The following is a 20,612-nucleotide window of genomic DNA, read 5'->3' on the forward strand; positions in this document are numbered from 1 at the left end:
GTGCGGATCAGGGGAGTCGGGAGAACCAGAGCAGTGAGGTGGCCGCGGTGGCGAGGGCCGTGAGGAGACCGGCCGCGACGAACCACTGCCAGATCTCGCGTTGCTCGGTGCGGTGCCCGACGGAGCTGCCGATGTCCTCGTACACCTCCTGGAGTTCTTCGCCCGTCGCGGCCTCGTGGAAGTCACCGCCGGTGCCGGAGGCGAGGCCTCGCAGGGCGGGGCCGTCGACCGGGACGCTCACCGTGTCGCCGGACGGCAGGTCAATGGTCCCGCTTTCCGTGCCGTACGCGATGGTCGAGACCGGGATTTTGTCGTCGGCCGCCTCCTGGGCAGCCCACTCGACGGACCGGCCCGTGGTGTTGGAGCCGTCGGACAGCAGCACGATGTGCGCGGGCGGCGGCTTGGTCTCGGCCTCGCGGTCGAGCATGCGGACGGCGTCGCGGGCGGCCACGACTGCCTCGCCGATCGCCGTGCCCTCGCCGGTGGTGAGCCGTTCGATGGCCGAACGCAGGGCGCCGCGGTCGGTGGTCGGCGGGACCGCGACCGTGGCGGAGCCGCTGAACGGTACGAGTCCCGCGTTGAAACGCTCGGGCAGCCGGTCGACGAAGGCGAGCGCGGCACGCTGGGCGGCCTCGAAGCGGGTCGGCTCGACGTCGGTGGCCTCCATGGACGCCGACACGTCGAAGGCCACCACGATCGTGGCCCGCTCACGCGGCACCTGCACCTCCGTGGTCGGCCGGGCGAAGCCCACGACGAGCAGCGCGAGCGTGCCGCAGAAGGCGGCCGCCGGGACATGGCGGCGCCAGCCGGGCCGCCGGGGCGCGACCTTGTCCAGCAGTTCCAGGTTGGTGAACCGGACCGCGTACCGGCCGCGCCTGCGCTGCACCAGCAGATAGGCGCCGACCAGCAGGGCGAGCGGCACCAGGAGCAGCAGCCAGCCGGGCGAGTGAAGACTCACGGCACCTCCAGCGGACTCATGGCTCCTCCAGGGAATCCGGGCGTATGGACCGGGGTACGGACATGGGGGCGACGGACGTGTTCACGCGGCACCGCCTCCCGACCTGCGCCGCTGCTCCTCGACATGGCGTACGACGTCCCGCACCCAATCGCGGTCCGTACGCAGCCGGAGGTGGGCCGCGCCCACCCGGCGGATGGATGCCTTGATCAACGCCCGCTGTTCCAGGGCGGCTTCGGCGTACCGCTCGCGCAACTTCCGCGAGTGGGTGGGGATTTCGCGCCTGATGCCCGTCTCGGGATCGACGACGGCGAGCAACCCCACGTCCGGCAGCTCCAGTTCACGGGGGTCGACGGTCTCGACGGCCAGGATCTGGTGGCGGTGGGCGACCGTTCGAAGAGGTCGCTCCCAGCCGGTCTCCAGGAAGTCGGAGACGACGGCGACCAGGCCGCCGCCGGGGAGCGTGCGCAGCGAGCGCAGGGCGTCGGCCAGGGAGTGCGGGGCGTCTGCGGACACGCCCGCCGCCACCCGGGGCCGGTCCAGGGCGGCCCGCAGGATCGTGAGGAGGTGGTGGCGCCCGGTGCGGGGCGGAATCCGCTGGATGCCGCCGGGTCCGGTGATCTGCGCGCCGAGCCGGTTCCCGGCCCGTTCGGTGAGGAAGGCGACGGCCGCGGCGGCGCCGACGGCCAGGTCGCGTTTCTCCATCCGTGCCGTGCCGAAGTCCATGCTCGCGGACGCGTCGAGCACGATCCAGGTGGTGAGTTCGCGGTCGGCGAGGGTGAGGCGGACGTGCGGGACGGTGGTGCGTGCGGTGGCGTTCCAGTCCATCCGGCGTACGTCGTCGCCGATGACGTACGGCCGGGTTTCGGACACCTCGGTGCCGGGTCCCGGTACGAGGCCAGGGTGGTCGCCCTGGAGGAATCCGTCGGGGCGGCGGGTGAAGAGCAACTCCAGGTGTTTCAGGGCCTGTTCGGGAGTGAGCTCGCTGAGGTTCGGGGTGCCGCTCATGCCGCTTCGCCCTCCGTTGCCCCCTCTGGGCGCGTGGCGGCCCGGCGCGGGGTGATGCGCGGCTGTTCCACTGCGGCCAGTACCTCGTCGACGATCTCGGCGCCGGTGACGCCGTCGGCGAGCGCGTCGAAGGACAGCACGAGCCGGTGGGCGACGACCTCGTGGGCCAGGTCGTGCACGTCCTCGGGGAGCACGTAACCACGGCCGCGCAAAAGGGCGAGCGCGCGGGCGGCGGCGACCAGGCCCAGTGTGGCGCGCGGGCCGGCGCCGTGCGCCAACCGGCTGCCGGGGCCCGCGAGTTCACGGGTCGAGACGACCAGTCGTACGGCGTACTCGGCGACCGCGTGGTGCACGAACACCTCGTCGGCGGTGCGCTGGAGCGCGATGAGCCGCTCGGGGGTGAGGACGGGGCGTGCCCTGGGCGGGTCGACGCTCATGCGGTAGAGGATCGCGAGTTCCTCGGACTCGCTGGGGACGGCGACGTCGACCTTGAGCAGGAAGCGGTCGCGCTGGGCCTCGGGGAGTTGGTAGACGCCCTCGGACTCGATGGGGTTCTGGGTGGCGAGCACGAGGAACGGCTGGGGGACGGGGATGGTGGTGCCGCCGATGGACACCTGGTGCTCGCCCATCACTTCGAGGAGCGCGGACTGCACCTTGGCGGGGGCGCGGTTGATCTCGTCGGCGAGGACGAAGTTGGCGACGACCGGGCCGGGTTCGACGCTGAACTTCTCCTGGGACGGGCGGTAGATCCGGGTGCCGGTGATGTCGGACGGGACGAGGTCGGGGGTGAACTGCAGCCGGGCGAATCGTCCTCCGGCCACCTGCGCGAGGGTCTTCGCGGCGAGTGTCTTGGCGACGCCCGGGACGCCCTGGAGCAGGCAGTGGCCCCGAGCCAGGACCGCGGTGAACATCCGTTCCACCATGCGGTCCTGGCCCACGATCACCCGCTTGACCTCGAAGAGCGCCTCTTCGAGGAGCTTCCCGTCGGTGGCGTCACCGCGTGGGTCGGCGGTGGTCACAGTGCTGCCGCGGGGTCGCTCGGATCCGCGGAGGGGGTGCCGCTGGTGCCGACGAGGGTCTTTCGGTTACGGATACGACGGGTCATGGTCGGTGGCTCCTTCGGCCGTGTGGGACGACGTCGGATACGGAGCCAAGACCATCAGGTGAGGGCGAAAACGAGCTTAAAGGGCGCTGCTGCCTGCGGGTTTGGGAGCGGGGGTGATTGTTGGCTGCGGGTGCGTCGTGGCCTGTCGCGGCCACGCGGCGGAGCCGCGCAATGTCACAGCCCCGCATGTCACAGCCCCGCGCCCCTGAAGGGGCGTGCCTTCTACTCCCCGGTTCCCAGTTTCTGGCCCCGCAGCAGTACCCACGCCGCCACCGACGCCGCCAGCAGTACCGCCGCGCCGAGGCCCGCCGCCAGGGCGATGCCGTCGACGAAGGCCGTGCGGGCTGCGTCGAGGAGCGGCTCGGCGTTGGGCAGCCCCTCGGACGCCTCCACCGCGCCGCCGAGGGACTCGTGGGCCGCGGCCGCCACCTCGGGGGGTGTGCCCGGCGGGGCCGTGAACCCTGCGTAGACGCCGGTGACGATGGAGCCGAGCAGGGCGATGCCGAGGGCCGCGCCGAGTTCGTACGCCGTCTCGGAGACCGCGGACGCGGCGCCCGCCTGTTCCTTGGGCACGCTGGAGAGGATCACGTCGGCGGTCACGGTGAAGGCGAAGCCCGCGCCCACGCCGACGACCAGCAGGGCCCCGCCGAGCAGCGGATACCCGGTCGACTCGTCGAGCAGGGTCAGCGCGCCCAGGGCGAGCCCGATCGCGGCGAGCCCGCCGGCGGTGACGGCACGCACCGAGTACCGGCGTGCGACCGTACCCGCGACCAGGCCCGCCGCCACCGCGCCCAGTGCGGCGGGCAGTTCGGCAAGGCCCGCCTCCAACGGCCCCCTGCCCTGCACGAGTTGCAGGAACTGCGAGAGGAAGAAGACCAGCCCGGACAGGCCGAGGATGGTCAGCAGATCGGCGAGCACGGCCCCGGAGAAGCCGCGGTTGCGGAACAGCCGCATGTCCAACAGCGGTATGGGAAGCGCGAGTTGACGACGTACGAAGCCGTAGAGCGCGACCGCGCCGAGCAGTCCCGCGGCGCCCGCCGTGGCGTTCGGGCCGTGCGAGGCGGCCTCCTTGATCCCGTACACGATGCCGACCATGCCGATGAGCGACAGCACGACGCTCATCAGGTCCCAGGGGCCGGGCTCGGGGTTGCGGGACTCGGGCAGCAGCTTCACGCCGACGAGGACGAGGACCGCCATCACGGGGAGGTTGATGAGGAAGACGGAGCCCCACCAGAAGTGTTCGAGGAGGAAGCCGCCGACGACCGGGCCGACCGCCGTGCCGGCCGAGGCGGTGGCGCCCCAGATGCCGATGGCGAGGCTGCGTTCGCGCGGGTCGTGGAAGAGGTTGCGGATGAGCGCGAGGGTGGCGGGCATCAGGGTCGCGCCCGCGACACCGAGCAGTGCCCGCGCCACGATCATCAACTCGGGCGTGCTCGCGTAGGCGTTGAGCACGGATACGAGGCCGAACGCGACCGAGCCGATGAGCAGCAGCTTCTTGCGGCCGATGCGGTCACCGAGGCTGCCCATCGAGACGAGCAGGCCCGCGATGACGAACGAGTAGACGTCTCCGATCCACAACAGCTGCGTACCGGTGGGCTTGAGGTCCTCGCTGATGTAGGGGGTCGCGAGACCGAGGACGGTCGCGTCGACGGCCACCAGCAGCACGGCGAGGACGAGGACGGCGAGCGCGAGCCAGCGGCCCGGACGCTTCTCCGTCTCCGCCGCGAACGCCGGCCGCACCGTGCTGGTCATGATTCCTCTCTCCGTAGCGCGCCGCCGAGCAGCAGCTCGACGATCATGTGGTGGAAGTCGTTGGCGGCCACCCGGCCCTCGGTCACGGCCCATGCCCCGGAGGCGATGAGCGCGTAGAGGGCTTCGGTGAGCCAGACCGGGGTGAGGTCGATGCGGAACTCGCCGCTCTCCTGGCCGCGCCGGAACACCGCGGCGATCCGCGTGTCGAGCCGGGCCCAGCCCTCGTGCCGCTCCTCGCCCTCGAACAGCTGGTTCTCGGAGTAGAGGAAGGCGAGCAGCCCGGCGGCGCTCTCGATCTCCCCCACGAGACGGCGTACGGCCTCCGGGGCGGTGTCCTCGTCGAGCCGAGCCGCGTCCAGCGCCGCCTCGCACTCGCGGATGCCTAGATCCTCCAGCGCCCGAACGAGGGCGTCGCGCCCGGCGAACTGGCGGTGCAGCGTGGCCCGGCTGATCCCGGCCGCCTTGGCGACCTCGTCCATGGTGGCGGTGGATTTCCGGGTGAGCAGGGCGGCTGCGCTGCGCAGCACGTGGTCACGGTCGACAGCCATGAGACAACCATAACCCATATGAGACACCAATGTCTCATTCGAAGCGTGTGACGCTCACCGCCGGCAGGTCTGCCTGCGAAGGCTCAGTGCCAGGGCAGCTGCCCGCGCCGCTCCCAGTACGCCACCGGCTCCTCGGTCAGCGCGTCGAGCCGGGACTGCTGCTCGTCGTCGAGGTCGACCACGGCGGCGTGCAGGTTCGAGGAGAGCTGGACGGCGGTGGCCGCGCCGGAGAGGACGACACCGGCCCAGGGCTGCCGCAGGACCAGCGCCAGGGCGACCGCGTCGGAGCCGAGGCCGGCCTCCTCGGCGATGGCGCGTACGGCGTCCGGCGCGTGCGGGTCGGCGAGCCGGCCGTTGGCCATGCCCTCCTTGACGATCACGGTGAGCCCGGCGTCGTGCGCCTCGGCGAGCGCGGGGCCCGCGGAGGTCTCCAGGACGTTGTACGTGGACTGGACGGTTCGGAACAACGGCTCGCCGTCGACCGTCACGGCGAGCGCGGTGCGGATCGCGTCGGCCTGGGCGGGGCCGCTGGTGGAGAAGCCGACGGTCAGACCGTGCGCCGCGGCCTCGGCCAGCCTGGCGTGCAGTTCCTTGTCGGTGAGGGCCGGGCTGTCCGGGGTCACCGAGTGGATCTGGTAGAGGTCGAGCCGGTCACCGAGCAGTTCGGCGGTCTCGGCGCGCTGCCTCTCGTACGTGGCGAGGCTGTGGTCCTTGATCTCGTGCGCCTCGGCGTCGGTGCGCCAGTCCGCCGTATAGGTGTAGCCCCACTTGCTCCCGACGACGACGTCCTCGATGTCGGACCGCGTGTTCAGCCAGCCGGCGAGGAACTCCTCGGAGCGGCCGTACGAGCGGGCGGCGTCGAAGTAGCGCACGCCCTGGGCGTAGGCGGCGTCGAGGAGTCCGTGGGTGCGGGTGCGCAGCGTCTCGACGCCGCGGTCCGCTCCGAGGTCCTGGTCCCGGCCGAGGTTGATGTAGCCGGGGCGGCCGATCGCGGCGAGGCCGAGGCCGATGTGGCAGGTGGGGGTCGTTGCTGTTGCCAGTCGGGCGAAGGGCATCGCGGGCTCCGTTGGGTCGGCTGCAGTGCGGCTTCGACCAACGTAACCCGCGATGACCTTCGGTGAGGACAGGGCGCCTGAGAGCTCGATTCGTTCGGCGCCCTGGCGGGTGCGGGCGCATCGTGGTTGCTCGCGCCCCGCGGCGGAGCCGCAAGTGTCACAGCCCCGCGCCCCTAAAAGCAGGGCGTGTTTCCCCTACCGCTTGCCCTTCGCCGTGGCCCACTCGTGCTGGGCCGCCACGTTCGCCTTCACCTCTGCCAGCTGGATCGCGACCGCGCTCGGGGCCGTGCCTCCGCGGGCGTTGCGGGAGGCCAGGGCGCCCGGCACGTTCAGGACCGAGCGGACCTCGGGCGTGAGGTGGGCGGAGATCTTCGCGAACTGCTCGTCGGTGAGGCCGTCGAGCTCGATGCCGTCGGCCTCCGCGGCCTTCACGCACTCCCCCGCGACCTCGTGCGCGACGCGGAACGGCACGCCCTGCTTGACCAGCCACTCGGCGATGTCGGTGGCGAGCGAGAAGCCGGCCGGGGCCAGCTCCTCCATGCGCTCGCGGTGGACGGTGAGGGTGGCCATCATGCCGGTGAAGGCGGGCAGCAGGACCTCCAGCTGGTCGCAGGAGTCGAAGACCGGCTCCTTGTCCTCCTGGAGGTCGCGGTTGTACGCGAGGGGCAGGGCCTTGAGCGTCGCCATCAGACCGGTGAGGTTGCCGATGAGCCGGCCGCTCTTGCCGCGCGCCAGCTCCGCGATGTCCGGGTTCTTCTTCTGCGGCATGATCGACGAGCCGGTGGAGAAGGCGTCGTGGAGGGTGACGAAGGAGAACTCCTTCGTGTTCCAGATGATGATCTCCTCGGCGATCCGGGAGAGGTTCACCCCGATCATCGCGGTGATGAAGGCGAACTCTGCGACGAAGTCGCGCGAGGCCGTGCCGTCGATGGAGTTGCCGACACTGCCGTGCTCGAAGCCGAGGTCCTTGGCGACCGACTCCGGGTCGAGGCCGAGGGAGGAACCGGCCAGGGCGCCCGAGCCGTACGGCGACACGGCCGTCCGCTCGTCCCACTGCCGCAGGCGCTCGGCGTCCCGGGACAGGGACTGGGCGTGGGCCAGCACATGGTGGGCGAACAGCACGGGCTGGGCGTGCTGCAGATGCGTACGGCCCGGCATCGCGACGTCCGGGTGCGCCTCGGCCAGCCCGACCAGCGCGTCCTGGAGGTCGGCGATCAGCCCGCCGATGATCCGGGCGTGGTCGCGCAGGTACATCCGGAAGAGCGTGGCGACCTGGTCGTTGCGCGAACGGCCCGCGCGCAGCTTGCCGCCGAGGTCCGGGCCGAGCTGCTCCAGGAGACCGCGCTCCAGGGCGGTGTGGACGTCCTCGTCGGCGATGGTGCCGACGAAGGTGCCGTCCGCGACGACGGTCTCCAGCCGGTCGAGCCCCGCGAGCATGCGCTCCAGCTCGTCGTCGGTCAGGAGGCTCGCCTTGTGCAGCACGCGCGCGTGGGCACGTGATCCGGCGATGTCGTACGGCGCCAGCCGCCAGTCGAAGTGGACGGACGCGGACAGCTTGGCCAGGGCCTCGGCGGGCCCGTCGGCGAACCGCCCACCCCAGAGCCGTACATCACCGCTGTTGCTGCTCACTCGCTGTGCTCCTCAAGACTGTTGATGTACGACCACCGCCCCGCTCTTCCATCGGGGCGGCGTCAGGCTAGTACGGGCCGCGTACCTCAGGCGCGCGGGACAGTGCCGACACGCGGCTGCGCCGCGGGTGCGACCAGCCCACCACAACCCGCACGTGGTTACGCACCGGACTCCGCGAAACGCCTACGCGAGGTCCCGCTTCGCCGCGATCTTCGAAGACAGCGCGAAGATATCGATGAACCCCTGCGCCTTGGACTGGTCGAACGTATCGCCCGAGTCGTAGGTCGCGAGGTTGAAGTCGTACAGCGACTCCTCGGACTTCCGGCCGGTGACGACGGCGCGGCCACCGTGCAGGGTCATGCGGACGTCCCCGGAGACATGCTGGTTGGCCTCGTCGATGAAGCCGTCCAGGGCGCGCTTGAGCGGGGAGAACCACAGGCCGTCGTAGACCAGCTCGCCCCAGCGCTGCTCGACCTGCCGCTTGTAGCGGGCGAGTTCACGCTCGACGGTGACGTTCTCCAGCTCCTGGTGGGCGGTGATCAGCGCGATCGCGCCGGGAGCCTCGTACACCTCGCGGGACTTGATGCCCACGAGCCGGTCCTCGACCATGTCGATCCGGCCGATGCCCTGGGCGCCCGCGCGGGCGTTGAGCTGCTGGATCGCCTGGAGGACGCTGACGGGCCTGCCGTCGAGGGCGACCGGGACGCCCGCCTTGAAGGTGACGACGACCTCGTCGGGCTCACGCGGCAGCGCCGGGTTCTGCGTGTACTCGTAGACGTCCTCGATCGGGGCGTTCCAGATGTCCTCCAGGAAGCCTGTCTCGACGGCGCGTCCGAAGACGTTCTGGTCGATGGAGTACGGCGACTTCTTGGTGGTGGCGATCGGCAGGCCCTTCTCCTCGCAGAAGGCGATCGCCTTGTCCCTGGTCATCGCGTAGTCGCGGACCGGGGCGATGCACTTGAGGTCCGGGCCGAGGGCCTGGATGCCGGCCTCGAACCGCACCTGGTCGTTGCCCTTGCCGGTGCAGCCGTGGGCGACGACGCCCGCGCCGTGCTTGTGGGCGGCGGCGACGAGGTGCTTGACGATCGTCGGCCGGGAGAGGGCGGAGACCAGCGGGTAGCGGTCCATGTAGAGGGCGTTGGCCTTGATCGCCGGGAGGCAGTACTCCTCGGCGAACTCGTCCTTCGCGTCCGCGACCTCGGCCTCGACGGCGCCGCACGCGAGGGCGCGCTTGCGGATGGCGTCCAGGTCCTCGCCGCCCTGGCCGACGTCGACCGCTACGGCGATGACCTCGGCGCCCGTCTCCTCGGCGATCCAGCCGATGGCGACGGAGGTGTCCAGACCGCCTGAGTAGGCGAGTACGACGCGCTCGGTCACGGGCTTCTCCTCACAATGCACTCACTGACATGCATGAGTATGCAGCGCTCTGCATGATTCGTCAATCCAGGGTGTGCCGAAAAGTAATTCAAGAGTCGTTTGAACGCGGGAAACCGCTTTCGCGTACTCCACCCCGAACACCGGCGCCGTGTTTGTAAACCCACTCCTGACCCAAGTGAGGCACTCCCATGTCCAGGGCTCTCCAGAAGTACAACAAGCGCCGCGTGGCGATCATCGGTGGCGTGGCCGCGGTCGCGTTGTCCGGAGCGGTCATCGCCGGATCGGCCTTGGCCGGGGAAACGTCCAAGAGCACCAACAGCCAGGCCGCCAGAACCAAGGCCGCCCCCGGCACGGTGAACTGCCCCGCCGTCGCGCCGAGCCTGCCCGCGATCCCCGCCTCCGCCAAGGCCGAGGTCGACCGCAACCTCGCCCTCCTCGACACCCAGATCGCCGAAGCCAACAAGCGCCTCGTCGACACCGTCGGCCAGGGCGGCGCCAACTTCGCCCAGAACGCGATCGTCGGCCCGCTCAAGGACAAGCGCGTCGCGACCATCAACCGCATCGCCACCGCGATCGGCCGCACCGCCGCCAAGCCCCAGGGCCTCGACTCCCTCGCCACCTGCACCCTGAACGCGGGCGCGGCGGCCGGCGGCGGTGCGGCTGCCTCGCCGAGCGCGGCGCCCACCCAGCCGGCAGGCGGGAACGCCGGAAACGCGGGCAATGCGGGGAACACCGGCAACACGAACGCGGCCGGCACGGTGAACTGCCCCGCCGTCGCGCCGAGCCTGCCCGCGATCCCCGCCTCCGCCAAGGCCGAGGTCGACCGCAACCTCGCCCTCCTCGACACCCAGATCGCCGAAGCCAACAAGCGCCTCGTCGACACCGTCGGCCAGGGCGGCGCCAACTTCGCCCAGAACGCCATCGTCGGCCCGCTCAAGGACAAGCGCGTCGCGACCATCAACCGCATCGCCACCGCGATCGGCCGCACCGCCGCCAAGCCCCAGGGCCTCGACTCCCTCGCCACCTGCACCCTGAACAAGTAGTCACCGGATCACCGACGTCCCCCCACGGGCGCCCCGCACGCCGGCCGGGGCGAACCCGGGGACCGCGGGCCACCAGGCCCGCGGTCCCCGGGGATCTCCGGGCGCCGGCCGGAGGCCATGCGGCCCGCACACCCGCGCACCTCCCCGCACCCCCACACGCGGGCGGCGCAATTCCTTAGACAAGCGAAAGACCTGCGCCCATAATCGTTAGCCATGGGAAAGACTTATGAGCGCATAGACGGCCGCCTGCGTACGTTCATCGAGGCGCAGCCCCTCTTCTTCACCGCGACCGCGCCCCTGTCGGGCGACGGCACGGTCAACCTCTCGCCCAAGGGCCTCACCGGTTCGTTCACGGTCCTCGACGAACTCACCGTCGCCTACCTGGACTTCGCGGGCAGCAACGCCGAGACGATCGCCCACCTCCGGGAGAACGGCCGGATCACCCTGATGTGGTGCGCCTTCCAGGGCCCGCCGAACATCGTCCGCGTACACGGCCGGGGCGAGCCGGTCTTCCGCGACGACCCGCGCTTCGAGGAACTCCTCACGCACTTCCCCGGCATCGACCCGACGCGGCACGGCCTGCGCGCGGTCATCGTGGTGACGGCCGAACTCGTCCGGGACACCTGCGGCTACGCGGTGCCCAACATGTCGTACGACGAGGACCGCGACCTGCACGCCAAGCGCTTCGCGCGGGAGGACGACGTCTCGCTGAACGCGTACTTCGAGAAGAAGGAGCATGTGGGGACCAGCCTGGATGGCCTACCCGGGCTGCCGCTGCCCCTGCCTCCCAGTAGCGTCTGACGCATGCGCCCAGGAGCCGCCCTTCTCGCGTCCGTGTCCCTCTTCGTACTGGCCCCAAGTGCCCCCGGTGCGACCGGTGACGCCGCCGGTCGGGCGCCGCTGCCCGAGCGGATGGCGGACACGGGCGGCGGCAGCCAGCTCATCACCGCGCAGGCCTCCCGGACCTCCTCGACGACCGGCACGGTCACCTGGTGGAACCGGCGGGACGGGCGCTGGGTGAAGGCCGGTTCCGTGCCCGCGCGCTTCGGTGCGAAGGGGCTCGTCGAGGGCGGCTCCCGCGAGCAGGGCACGAACACCACCCCCACCGGCCTGTACGACCTGCCGTACGCCTTCGGCATCGAGCCGGCGCCCGAGGGGACGAGGGCGAAGTACCGCCCGGTGAGGCAGAACTCCTGGTGGTGCGAGGACAACGCCTCCCGCTCCTACAACCGCTGGACCGAGCCGCGCCCGGCCGACTGCCGTGCCGCCGAGTCCGAGCACCTGATCTCGTACCCGGTGCAGTACGCGTACGCGCTCGTCGTCGGCTTCAACTACGAGCGGCCGGTGCGAGGGCGTGGCGCGGGGATCTTCCTGCACGTCAACGGACGTGGCGCGACGGCCGGTTGTGTCTCCGTGTCCCACGACGCGATGCGGCGCATCCTGACCTGGGCCGATCCGGCGCGCAGGCCGCACATCGCCATCGGGACGGACGGCGGGCCGACCGCGATCGTCCGCTACTGACCATTACTGACCGCGACTGACCGCTGCCTCCGGCGTCGCGCGGCCGTCCGCCGAGGGGACCCCCGCGACCTCGGGTTACCGCGAGTCGCACCAGTTCACGGCTTGCTCCGCGGGCCGTTGAACACTCCGTCGTCCCGGGACGTACCACTGGGCCAAGGGGCCACTCCCCTTCCCAGCGTCCCCCACGGAGGAACCGTGAGCACGATCGCCGGCGGCCGCGCGGCGCGGCGCCAGACGATGCGCCGCATTCGCCCACGTCGCTCCCCCGCCATCCCGTTGCTGATCGCCGTGTGGGCGGGTGCGGCGGGCGTGATCTGGCTGTGGTGGAGCAACACCCCGTCCATCGCGGACGACAAGGGCCGGATCCTGAACGCGGGCCGGATCACCGGTCTGCTGGCCGGGTATCTGATGGCTCTCGTGGTCCTGCAGATGGCCCGGGTACCGGCGCTGGAACGCAGTGTCGGCTCCGACCGGGTCGCCCGCTGGCACGCCATGAGCGGCCGCTACATGCTCTGCCTCACGCTCGCCCACATCGGTCTGACGATGTACGGCTACGCACTGCAGGCGAACACGGGGGTCGTCGACCAGACCATCGAGTCGGTCAAGACCCTGCCCGACATGGGCAAGGCGGCCATCGGCACGGGTGTGCTGCTGTTCATCGGCCTCATCTCCGTCGGCGGACTGCGCAAGCGGATCCCGTACGACACCTGGTACCACATCCACCTGCTCACGTACGTGGCCGTGTACCTGTCGTTCTGGCACCAGCTGTCCACCGGCAACGACTTCGCGGTCGAGCCGGCCGCCACGACTGCCTGGTACGCGCTGTACGGGACCGTGACCGCGCTGGTGCTCTGGTACCGGGTGATCACGCCGATCCGGCTGAACCTGCGGCACCGGATGCGGGTCGAGGAGGTCGTCGAGGAGGCGCCCGGCATCGTCTCCGTGCTGATCAGCGGGAAGCGGCTGCACCGCATCGGTGCCGAGCCCGGGCAGTTCTTCCGCTGGCGGTTCCTGGCCCCGGGCATGCGGCTCAGTTCGCACCCGTACTCGCTGTCGGCGGCGCCCAGGCCCGGTCTGCTCAGGATCACGGTCAAGGCGCTCGGCGACCACAGCACCGCGCTGAAGGGGCTGAAGCGGGGCACGCGGGTGTGGGCCGAGGGCCCGTACGGCGCGATGACCGCGTCCCGGCGCAGCCGCGGCAAGGTGCTGCTGATGGCCGGTGGAGTGGGAATCACCCCGATGCGGGCGCTGTTCGAGACGCTGCCCGCCGAGCGTGGCGACCTCACCCTGCTGTACCGGGCCAACAGCACGCAGGACCTGGCGCTGTGGGACGAGCTGTCGGCGATCGCCGACGAGCGCGGCGCCCGCCTGATGTACGCGGTGAACAGCCCCGACGGAGAGCGCCCGGACATCAACCCGGAGACGCTGCGCCGGAAGCTGCCCGACATCGACGAGCACGACGTGTTCCTGTGCGGGCCTCCCGGCTTCGCCGAGGGCGCGTACACCGCACTGCGCGGCGCGGGCGTGCCGGCCCGCCGCATCCACCACGAGTCCTTCGAGCTGTGACGAACGGGAGTCCGCACCGATGAAGAAGAGCCACCCCCTGCGACGAATCGTGCTGGCCGGTGCCGCCACGGTGTCCGGGATCGTGCTGCTGCTGACGCTGAAGCCCTCCTCGGACCCGGCGGCCGCGTCGGCCGATGGCGCGCCACAGGGACAGCAGTCGGTAGCGCCCCAGGGCTCCGGAGGCGTACAGGCCGGCAACGGAGGGGACCAGACCCTCACCGGTGACGTCGTCAAGACCGAGTACGGAAATGTCCAGGTCCGGGTCACGATGAGCGGCGGCAAGATCACCTCGGCCGCCGCCATCGAGGCACCCAGCGGCGGGCGCAGCACCGTGGTTAGCACCGACGCGGTGCCCAAGCTCAACCAGGCGGCGATCCAGACGGGCAGCGCCGAGATCGACGCGATCTCGGGTGCCACCTACACGAGCGGCGGCTACAAGAAGTCCCTGCAGTCGGCACTCGACAAGGCCGGCTCGTCCTCGGCGACCGGCGGCGGCGCGGGCGCCGGAAGCGGCTCGGCCGACGCGAGCGGGTCCACGGGTGGATCCACGGGTGGGTCCACCGGCGGTTCCACCGGAGGAGGTGCCGCCCAGGCGAAGACCCTCACCGGCACGGCCGTCCAGACCGAGTACGGCCCCGTGCAGGTGCGGATCACCGTCGCGGGCGGCAAGATCACCAAGTCCGAGGCGGTGCAGTCGCCCAGTGGCGGCCGCAGCACCCAGATCAGCGGTGACGCGGTGCCCAAGCTCAACCAGTCCGCGGTCGCGGCGGGCAGCGCCGACATCGACGCCGTGTCCGGTGCCACGTACACGAGTGGCGGCTACAAGGAGTCCCTGCAGTCGGCCCTGGACCAGGCCGGTGGCTGAACCGACCGAGCCGGCCGACCTGGCCGAACCCACCGAATCCGAACCCGCCGAGGCGCCCCTCGCGGTGCGTCACGCGGAGGAGGTGATGGGCACGGTCTTCTCCTTCGACGTACGGGGCGGCGAACCCGGGGCCGTACAGGCCGCGTTGGCGGAGGCGGTGGCCCAACTCCACGCGGTGGACGAGGTGTTCAGCACCTACCGCGAGGACAGCCAGATCTCCCGGTTGGCGCGCGGCGAACTGACCGTCGACGGCTGCGACCCGGAGGTCGCCGAGGTGCTCGAACTGTGCGCCGAGGCCGAGCGGTTGAGCGACGGCTGGTTCAGTACGAGATACGCGGGTCTCATCGACCCGACCGGCATGGTGAAGGGCTGGGCCGTCGAGCGCGTGGCCCGGCATCTCGTCGCGGCCGGGGCGAGCGGCGTCAGCGTGAACGGCGGCGGCGACGTGCAGATGTACGGCGTGCCGGGGCCGCACCGGCCCTGGCGGGTCGGCGTCTCCGACCCGCTGCGGCCCGGCGGTCTGGCCGCCGTGGTCTCCGCGGCCGGTGTCGACGAGCTGGCCGTGGCCACCTCCGGCTCCGCCGAGCGCGGCACCCACATCGTGGACCCGCGCACCGGCCGCTCCGCGGTCACCGACCTGGTCGCCGTGACTGTCGTCGGCCCCCGCATCACCTGGGCCGACGCCTGGGCGACTGCCGCCTTCGCGATGGGCTCCCGCGAGGCCCTGACCTGGCTGGAGTCCCTGCCGGACGTCGAGGCCCTGCTGATCACGGCGGGCGACGAGGTCAGATGCACGGGGGGCCTGGCCAACAGGCTGGGCTGAGGGGGAGTCACCTTCAGGCACGCGCGAGCGGCGGGGATTTCAGAGGCGCGGGCATCCTGCCAAGCGGCCTGGGCTGAGGCGTGCTTTCAGGGGCGCGGACGGGCCGGCTGATCAGCCTGAGCCGAAGCAGCTTTTAGGGGCGCGGGGAACTGCGCGACAACCACAGCGCACCCGCACCCGACTCACAACCCTCAATGGTGGTTCGTGGCCAACCGCAGCAAGTGATCCGCCAGCGCCTGCCCACCCGTGGGGTTGCGGCTGATCAGCAACAGCGTGTCGTCCCCGGCGATGGTCCCGAGGATGTCGTGCAGCTCGGCCTGGTCGATCGCCGAGGCGAGGAACTGCGCAGCCCCCGGAGGGGTCCGCAGCACCACGAGGTTCGCCGAGGCCTCCGCGGAGATCAACAGCTCCGAGGACAGCCTCCGCATCCGCTCCTCCTTCGCCGACTCCCCCAGCGGCGCGCGCGGGGTACGGAACCCCCCTTCGCTCGGCACCGCGTAGATCAGGTCGCCGTCGTTGTTGCGGATCTTCACCGCGTTCAGCTCGTCCAGGTCCCGGGAGAGCGTCGCCTGAGTGACGTTCAGCCCGTCGTCGGCGAGAAGCTTGGCCAACTGGCTCTGGGAGCGCACCGGTTGCCGGTTGAGGATGTCCACGATCCGGCGGTGGCGTGCGGTTCGGGTCTGCGGGACGGCGGGCCCCGCGTGCTCGTGGTCCTGCGCCTGACTCATCGTCGTCGTCCCATTCCTCAGGATGCTCCGTCCCCGTCGGCGTCTCGGGCCTGGTCGAGGACGCCGGGCAGGGCCCGCAGGAACACGTCCACCTCGTCGTCGCTCACGTTCAGCGGCGGCATCAGCCGTACGACATCGGGGGCGGGCGCGTTCACCAGGAGACCGGCGTCCTGAGCCGTCTGTTGCACACGGGGCGCGAGCGGCTCGGTGAGCACGATACCCAGCAGGAGGCCCGCTCCCCGGACATGGCCGATCAGCGGGTGGCCGAGAGACTCGATTCCGTCCCGCAGCTTCTCGCTCGTCCGCTTCACGTTCTCCAGCAGCCCCTCCGCCTCGATCGTGTCGAGGACGGCGAGTCCGGCGGCGCAGGCGACCGGGTTGCCGCCGAACGTCGTGCCGTGGTGGCCGGGCTTCAGCAGCTGCGCGGCCCGGCCGAAGGCGACGGTCGCGCCGAGCGGAAGCCCGCCGCCGAGCCCCTTGGCGAGCGTGACGACGTCCGGCAGGACACCCTCGTGGGCCTGGTACTCGAACCAGTGCCCCGTCCGGCCGACACCCGTCTGCACCTCGTCGAGGACGAGGAGCGTGCCGGTGGCGGCGGTGATGGCACGAGCCGCCTTGAGGTAACCGGGCGGCGGCACGACCACGCCGTTCTCGCCCTGGACCGGCTCGATGACGACCAGCGCGGTGTCCTCGGTGACGGCGGCGGCGAGCGCCTGCGGGTCCCCGTACGGCACATGCGTGACATCGCCCGGCAGCGGCAGGAACGGCTCACGCTTGCCCGGCTGGCCGGTGAGCGCGAGCGCGCCCATGGTCCGGCCGTGGAAGCCGCCGTCGGTGGCGACCATGTGCCCGCGGCCCGTGAGCCGGCCGATCTTGAAGGCGCCCTCGTTGGCCTCGGCCCCCGAGTTGCAGAAGTAGACCCGGCCGTCCCGTCCGAAGAGCTGGAGCAGGCGTTCGGCGAGCGCGACGGGCGGCTCGGCGACGAAGAGGTTGGAGACATGGCCGAGGGAGGCGATCTGCCGGCTGACGGCCTCGACGATCGCCGGGTGGGCGTGGCCGAGCGCGTTGACCGCGATGCCGCCGACGAAGTCCAGGTACTCCTTGCCGTCGGCGTCCCACAGTTTTGTGCCGGCGCCACGGACGAGGGGCAGCCGCGGGGTGCCGTAGTTGTCCATCAGCGCGCCCTGCCATCGCTGGGTGAGCTGTTCGTTGGCGGTCATACGGCTTCCCCCTCATGCCTGTTCGGCTCATGCCTGTTCGGCTCATGCCTGTTCGGCTCATGGCTGCTCGGCTCATGCCCGTGCGGCTCTTGCGCGTCCGGCACGACCATCGTGCCGATGCCCTCGTCGGTGAAGATCTCCAGCAGGATCGAGTGCTGGACCCGGCCGTCGATGACCCGGGCGGTGTTCACGCCGTTGCGGACGGCGTGCAGACAGCCCTCCATCTTCGGCACCATGCCGCTGGCCAGTTCGGGCAGCAACTTCTCCAGCTCTCTCGCGGTGAGCCGGCTGATGACCTCGTCGGAGTTCGGCCAGTCCTCGTAGAGTCCCTCGACGTCCGTGAGGACCATCAGTGTTTCGGCGCCCAGCGCCGCAGCGAGTGCCGCAGCCGCCGTATCAGCATTGACGTTGTAGACATGTCCGTCGTCCTGGCTACGGGCGATCGACGAGACGACCGGGATCCGGCCGTCGGCGAGCAGTGCCTCGATCGCGCCCGTGTCGATCGCGGTGATCTCGCCCACCCGCCCGATGTCGACCAACTCCCCGTCGATCTCGGGCTGGTGCTTGATGGCGGTGATGGTGTGCGCGTCCTCGCCGGTCAACCCGACGGCGAGCGGCCCGTGTTGGTTGAGCAGCCCGACGAGCTCACGCTGGACCTGTCCGGCGAGCACCATGCGTACGACGTCCATGGCGTCCTCGGTGGTGACCCTGAGGCCCGCCTTGAACTCGCTGACGATGCCGTGCCGGTCCAGGGCCGCGCTGATCTGCGGGCCGCCGCCGTGCACGACCACGGGCTTGAGCCCGGCCTGGCGCAGGAACACGACGTCCTGGGCGAACGCGGCCTTCAGGTCCTCGTCGATCATGGCGTTGCCGCCGAACTTGATGACGACGATCTTGCCGTTGTGCCGCGTCAGCCAGGGCAGCGCCTCGATGAGGATCTGCGCCTTGGGCAGTGCGGTGTGCTTGCGGGTAGTGCTCATGACGAGTACGCGCTGTTCTCGTGGACGTAGTCGGCGGTGAGGTCGTTGGTCCAGATCGTGGCGGTCTGCGCGCCCGCGGCGAGGTCGGCGACGATGTGGACCTCGCGGTAGCGCATGTCGACCTTGTCGCGGTCCTCGCCGACACCGCCGTTCTTGCAGACCCAGACGCCGTTGATGGCGACGTTCAACTGGTCGGGCTCGAAAGCGGCTCGGGTCGTGCCGATGGCGGAGAGCACGCGGCCCCAGTTGGGGTCCTCGCCGTGGATCGCGCACTTGAGGAGGTTGTTGCGGGCGATGGAGCGGCCCACCTCGACGGCGTCGTCCTCGCTCGCCGCGTTGACCACCTCGACCTTGATGTCCTTGCTGGCGCCCTCGGCGTCCCGGATGAGCTGCTGACCCAGGTCGTCACAGACCTTCCGCACGGCCTCGGCGAACTCCGCTTCGCCCGGGACGACTTGGGACGCTCCGGAGGCGAGCAGCAGCACGGTGTCGTTGGTCGACATACAGCCGTCGGAGTCGACCCGGTCGAAGGTCGTACGGGTGGCGGCGCGCAGGGCCTTGTCCAGTGCGTCGCCCTCGACGTCGGCGTCCGTGGTGAGGACGACCAGCATCGTGGCCAGGCCGGGGGCGAGCATGCCCGCACCCTTGGCCATACCTCCGACGGTCCAGCCGGTGCCGGTGACCACGGAGGTCTTGTGGACGCTGTCGGTGGTCTTGATGGCGATGGCGGCCTTCTCGCCGCCGTGCTCGGAGAGTTGGGCGGCGGCCTGCTCAACTCCCGGCAGGAGCTTGTCCATCGGGAGCAGCAGGCCGATGAGACCGGTCGACGCGACGGCCACCTCGCCGGCGTTCTGCTCAAGGACCTCGGCCACCTTCTCGGCCGTCGCGTGTGTGTCCTGGAAGCCCTTGGGACCCGTACAGGCGTTGGCGCCACCGGAGTTGAGAATCACGGCGGAGACCAGACCACCCTTCAGCACCTGCTCGGACCAGAGCACCGGCGCGGCCTTAACACGGTTGGAGGTGAAGACGCCCGCCGCGGCCAGTTTGGGCCCGTTGTTGACCACGAGGGCGAGGTCCGGGTTGCCGTTCTCCTTGATTCCGGCGGCGATGCCGGAGGCGGTGAACCCCTTGGCGGCGGTGACACTCACGGTGCGACTCCGATCGTGGAAAGGCCGGTGGCCTCGTCGAGCCCGAGGGCGATGTTCATGCTCTGGACGGCACCGCCCGCGGTGCCCTTGGTGAGGTTGTCGATGGCGCTGATCGCGATGATGCGGTGTGCGGCAGCGTCGAACGCGACCTGCACCTGAACGGCGTTGGAACCGTAGACGGACGCGGTCGCGGGCCACTGGCCCTCGGGCAGCAGATGCACGAACGGTTCGTCGGCGTAGGCCTTCTCGTACGCGGCCCGTACGGACTCGGCGGTGACGCCCTCGCGGGCCTTCGCCGTGCACGTGGCGAGGATGCCGCGGGGCATCGGGGCGAGGGTCGGGGTGAAGGAGACGGTGACGGGCTCACCGGCGGCCGCGCCGAGGTTCTGGATCATCTCGGGGGTGTGCCGGTGGACGCCGCCGACGCCGTACGGGGACATGGACCCCATGACCTCGCTGCCCAGCAGATGCGCCTTGGGCGCCTTGCCCGCTCCGGAGGTCCCGGAGGCGGCGACGATCACGGCCTCGGGCTCGGCGAGAGAGGCACCGTACGCCGGGAAGAGCGCCAGCGAGGCGGCCGTCGGATAGCAACCGGGCACCGCGATGCGCTTGGACCCCTCCAGCGCAGCGCGGGCGCCCGGCAGTTCGGGGAGGCCGTAGGGCCAGGTCCCGGCGTGCGCCGAGCCGTAGAACCGCTCCCAGTCGGCCGCGTCCTTCAGCCGGAAGTCGGCCCCCATGTCGACGACCAGCACATCGGGCCCGAGTCGCTCGGCGACGGTGGCGGACTGGCCGTGCGGCAACGCGAGAAAGACGACATCGTGTCCCGCGAGGACCTCGGGTGTGGTCTCCTGAAGCACGCGGTCGGCCAGTGGCAGCAGATGCGGCTGCAGCGCACCGAGCCGCTGTCCCGCGTTGGAGTTTCCGGTCAGAGCGCCGATCTCGATCTCGGGGTGCGCCAGGAGCAGACGCAGCAGTTCCCCGCCCGCGTACCCACTCGCTCCGGCCACTGCCGCACGTACCGCCATGGAACCCTCCTCTTGGATGGCATGACTATACGTTTCGCTGCACGTTTATGCAATCTCGGGAGCGTGGCGCGGGGCAGGGTCCTGTGACTGAGCGCTTCAGTTGGCGAGCGAGCGAGCGAGCGAGTGGTTGAGTTGGCGAGTTGAGCTACGCCAGCCGCCCGTAGAGACGCGTGTGCTGTCGGCGGTCAGTGGGAATTCCCCAGCGGCGGCCACTTGGCGGGAGCTATTTGGCCGCCGGTGGTCACTCTGCGTTCCCGGATGGTT

At 70.9% G+C, this 20,612-nt stretch carries 19 protein-coding genes; 6 read left to right on the forward strand and 13 right to left on the reverse strand.

Going from position 1 to position 20,612, the window contains the following annotated elements; all coding sequences use genetic code 11:
• Nucleotides 1-7 precede the first annotated feature (7 nt).
• From ACH4YP_RS24385 to ACH4YP_RS24420, 8 genes are all read right to left on the reverse strand, one after another.
• Nucleotides 8-958: a VWA domain-containing protein gene (locus ACH4YP_RS24385; RefSeq protein WP_361063863.1), complete on the reverse strand. Its 951-nt coding sequence runs from the start codon at nt 956-958 to the stop codon at nt 8-10.
• A gap of 81 nt (nt 959-1,039) precedes the next feature.
• Complete coding sequence (locus ACH4YP_RS24390) at nt 1,040-1,963, reverse strand: DUF58 domain-containing protein (RefSeq protein WP_398492434.1); 924 nt, start codon at nt 1,961-1,963, stop codon at nt 1,040-1,042.
• Nucleotides 1,960-2,982 carry a MoxR family ATPase gene (locus tag ACH4YP_RS24395; protein ID WP_361063857.1) on the reverse strand — a complete coding sequence of 341 codons (1,023 nt, stop codon included), beginning with the start codon at nt 2,980-2,982 and terminating at the stop codon, nt 1,960-1,962. Before ACH4YP_RS24395 ends, ACH4YP_RS24390 begins: the two co-directional genes overlap by 4 nt.
• Nucleotides 2,983-3,290: 308 nt before the next feature.
• Nucleotides 3,291-4,820: an MFS transporter gene (locus ACH4YP_RS24400; protein WP_361063854.1), complete on the reverse strand. Its 1,530-nt coding sequence runs from the start codon at nt 4,818-4,820 to the stop codon at nt 3,291-3,293.
• A complete protein-coding gene (locus tag ACH4YP_RS24405) occupies nt 4,817-5,368 on the reverse strand; it encodes a TetR/AcrR family transcriptional regulator (RefSeq protein WP_398492437.1) in 552 nt (183 codons plus the stop codon). Before ACH4YP_RS24405 ends, ACH4YP_RS24400 begins: the two co-directional genes overlap by 4 nt.
• An 83-nt stretch (nt 5,369-5,451) precedes the next feature.
• Nucleotides 5,452-6,423 (reverse strand): aldo/keto reductase, encoded by a 972-nt coding sequence (locus ACH4YP_RS24410; protein WP_361063848.1) that lies wholly within the window; start codon nt 6,421-6,423, stop codon nt 5,452-5,454.
• A 195-nt stretch (nt 6,424-6,618) separates the two neighbouring features.
• Complete coding sequence (argH, locus tag ACH4YP_RS24415) at nt 6,619-8,052, reverse strand: argininosuccinate lyase (RefSeq protein WP_398492439.1); 1,434 nt, start codon at nt 8,050-8,052, stop codon at nt 6,619-6,621.
• A gap of 183 nt (nt 8,053-8,235) precedes the next feature.
• Entirely contained in the window at nt 8,236-9,429 is a 1,194-nt protein-coding gene (locus tag ACH4YP_RS24420) for an argininosuccinate synthase (RefSeq protein WP_398492441.1), read from the reverse strand.
• A gap of 188 nt (nt 9,430-9,617) precedes the next feature.
• Between ACH4YP_RS24420 and ACH4YP_RS24425 the strand changes: the two genes are divergently transcribed.
• From ACH4YP_RS24425 to ACH4YP_RS24450, 6 genes are all read left to right on the forward strand, one after another.
• Nucleotides 9,618-10,472 carry a hypothetical protein gene (locus ACH4YP_RS24425; RefSeq protein WP_398492443.1) on the forward strand — a complete coding sequence of 285 codons (855 nt, stop codon included), beginning with the start codon at nt 9,618-9,620 and terminating at the stop codon, nt 10,470-10,472.
• 213 nt (nt 10,473-10,685) lie between these two features.
• The gene (locus tag ACH4YP_RS24430) at nt 10,686-11,273 is read left to right on the forward strand and encodes a pyridoxamine 5'-phosphate oxidase family protein (protein ID WP_398492445.1); all 588 of its coding nucleotides are present in this window, start codon (nt 10,686-10,688) and stop codon (nt 11,271-11,273) included.
• Between the two features lie 3 nt (nt 11,274-11,276).
• Nucleotides 11,277-11,993 (forward strand): L,D-transpeptidase family protein, encoded by a 717-nt coding sequence (locus ACH4YP_RS24435; protein ID WP_361063836.1) that lies wholly within the window; start codon nt 11,277-11,279, stop codon nt 11,991-11,993.
• A 237-nt stretch (nt 11,994-12,230) separates the two neighbouring features.
• Nucleotides 12,231-13,559: a ferredoxin reductase family protein gene (locus ACH4YP_RS24440; RefSeq protein ID WP_361063903.1), complete on the forward strand. Its 1,329-nt coding sequence runs from the start codon at nt 12,231-12,233 to the stop codon at nt 13,557-13,559.
• Between the two features lie 19 nt (nt 13,560-13,578).
• Entirely contained in the window at nt 13,579-14,424 is an 846-nt protein-coding gene (locus tag ACH4YP_RS24445; protein ID WP_398492447.1) for an FMN-binding protein, read from the forward strand.
• An 85-nt stretch (nt 14,425-14,509) separates the two neighbouring features.
• Nucleotides 14,510-15,247 (forward strand): FAD:protein FMN transferase, encoded by a 738-nt coding sequence (locus ACH4YP_RS24450; RefSeq protein WP_361063901.1) that lies wholly within the window; start codon nt 14,510-14,512, stop codon nt 15,245-15,247.
• A gap of 191 nt (nt 15,248-15,438) precedes the next feature.
• Here the strand turns inward: ACH4YP_RS24450 and ACH4YP_RS24455 are convergent, their stop codons facing one another.
• From ACH4YP_RS24455 to argC, 5 genes are read right to left on the reverse strand one after another with little or no spacing between them, the layout of a single operon-like run.
• The gene (locus ACH4YP_RS24455) at nt 15,439-15,975 is read right to left on the reverse strand and encodes an arginine repressor (protein WP_361063831.1); all 537 of its coding nucleotides are present in this window, start codon (nt 15,973-15,975) and stop codon (nt 15,439-15,441) included.
• A gap of 17 nt (nt 15,976-15,992) precedes the next feature.
• Nucleotides 15,993-17,195 (reverse strand): acetylornithine transaminase, encoded by a 1,203-nt coding sequence (locus ACH4YP_RS24460; RefSeq protein ID WP_398492450.1) that lies wholly within the window; start codon nt 17,193-17,195, stop codon nt 15,993-15,995.
• Entirely contained in the window at nt 17,192-18,175 is a 984-nt protein-coding gene (argB, locus tag ACH4YP_RS24465) for an acetylglutamate kinase (protein ID WP_398492452.1), read from the reverse strand. The genes ACH4YP_RS24460 and argB overlap by 4 nt, the downstream gene beginning before the upstream one ends.
• Nucleotides 18,172-19,323, reverse strand: coding sequence for a bifunctional glutamate N-acetyltransferase/amino-acid acetyltransferase ArgJ (argJ, locus tag ACH4YP_RS24470; RefSeq protein ID WP_398492454.1), 1,152 nt, complete (start codon nt 19,321-19,323; stop codon nt 18,172-18,174). Before argJ ends, argB begins: the two co-directional genes overlap by 4 nt.
• Nucleotides 19,320-20,348, reverse strand: coding sequence for an N-acetyl-gamma-glutamyl-phosphate reductase (gene argC, locus ACH4YP_RS24475; RefSeq protein WP_398492456.1), 1,029 nt, complete (start codon nt 20,346-20,348; stop codon nt 19,320-19,322). The genes argJ and argC overlap by 4 nt, the downstream gene beginning before the upstream one ends.
• Nucleotides 20,349-20,612 lie beyond the last annotated feature (264 nt).

The sequence above is a fragment of the Streptomyces sp. NPDC020747 genome (genome assembly GCF_044334695.1).
Lineage (GTDB): Bacteria > Actinomycetota > Actinomycetes > Streptomycetales > Streptomycetaceae > Streptomyces.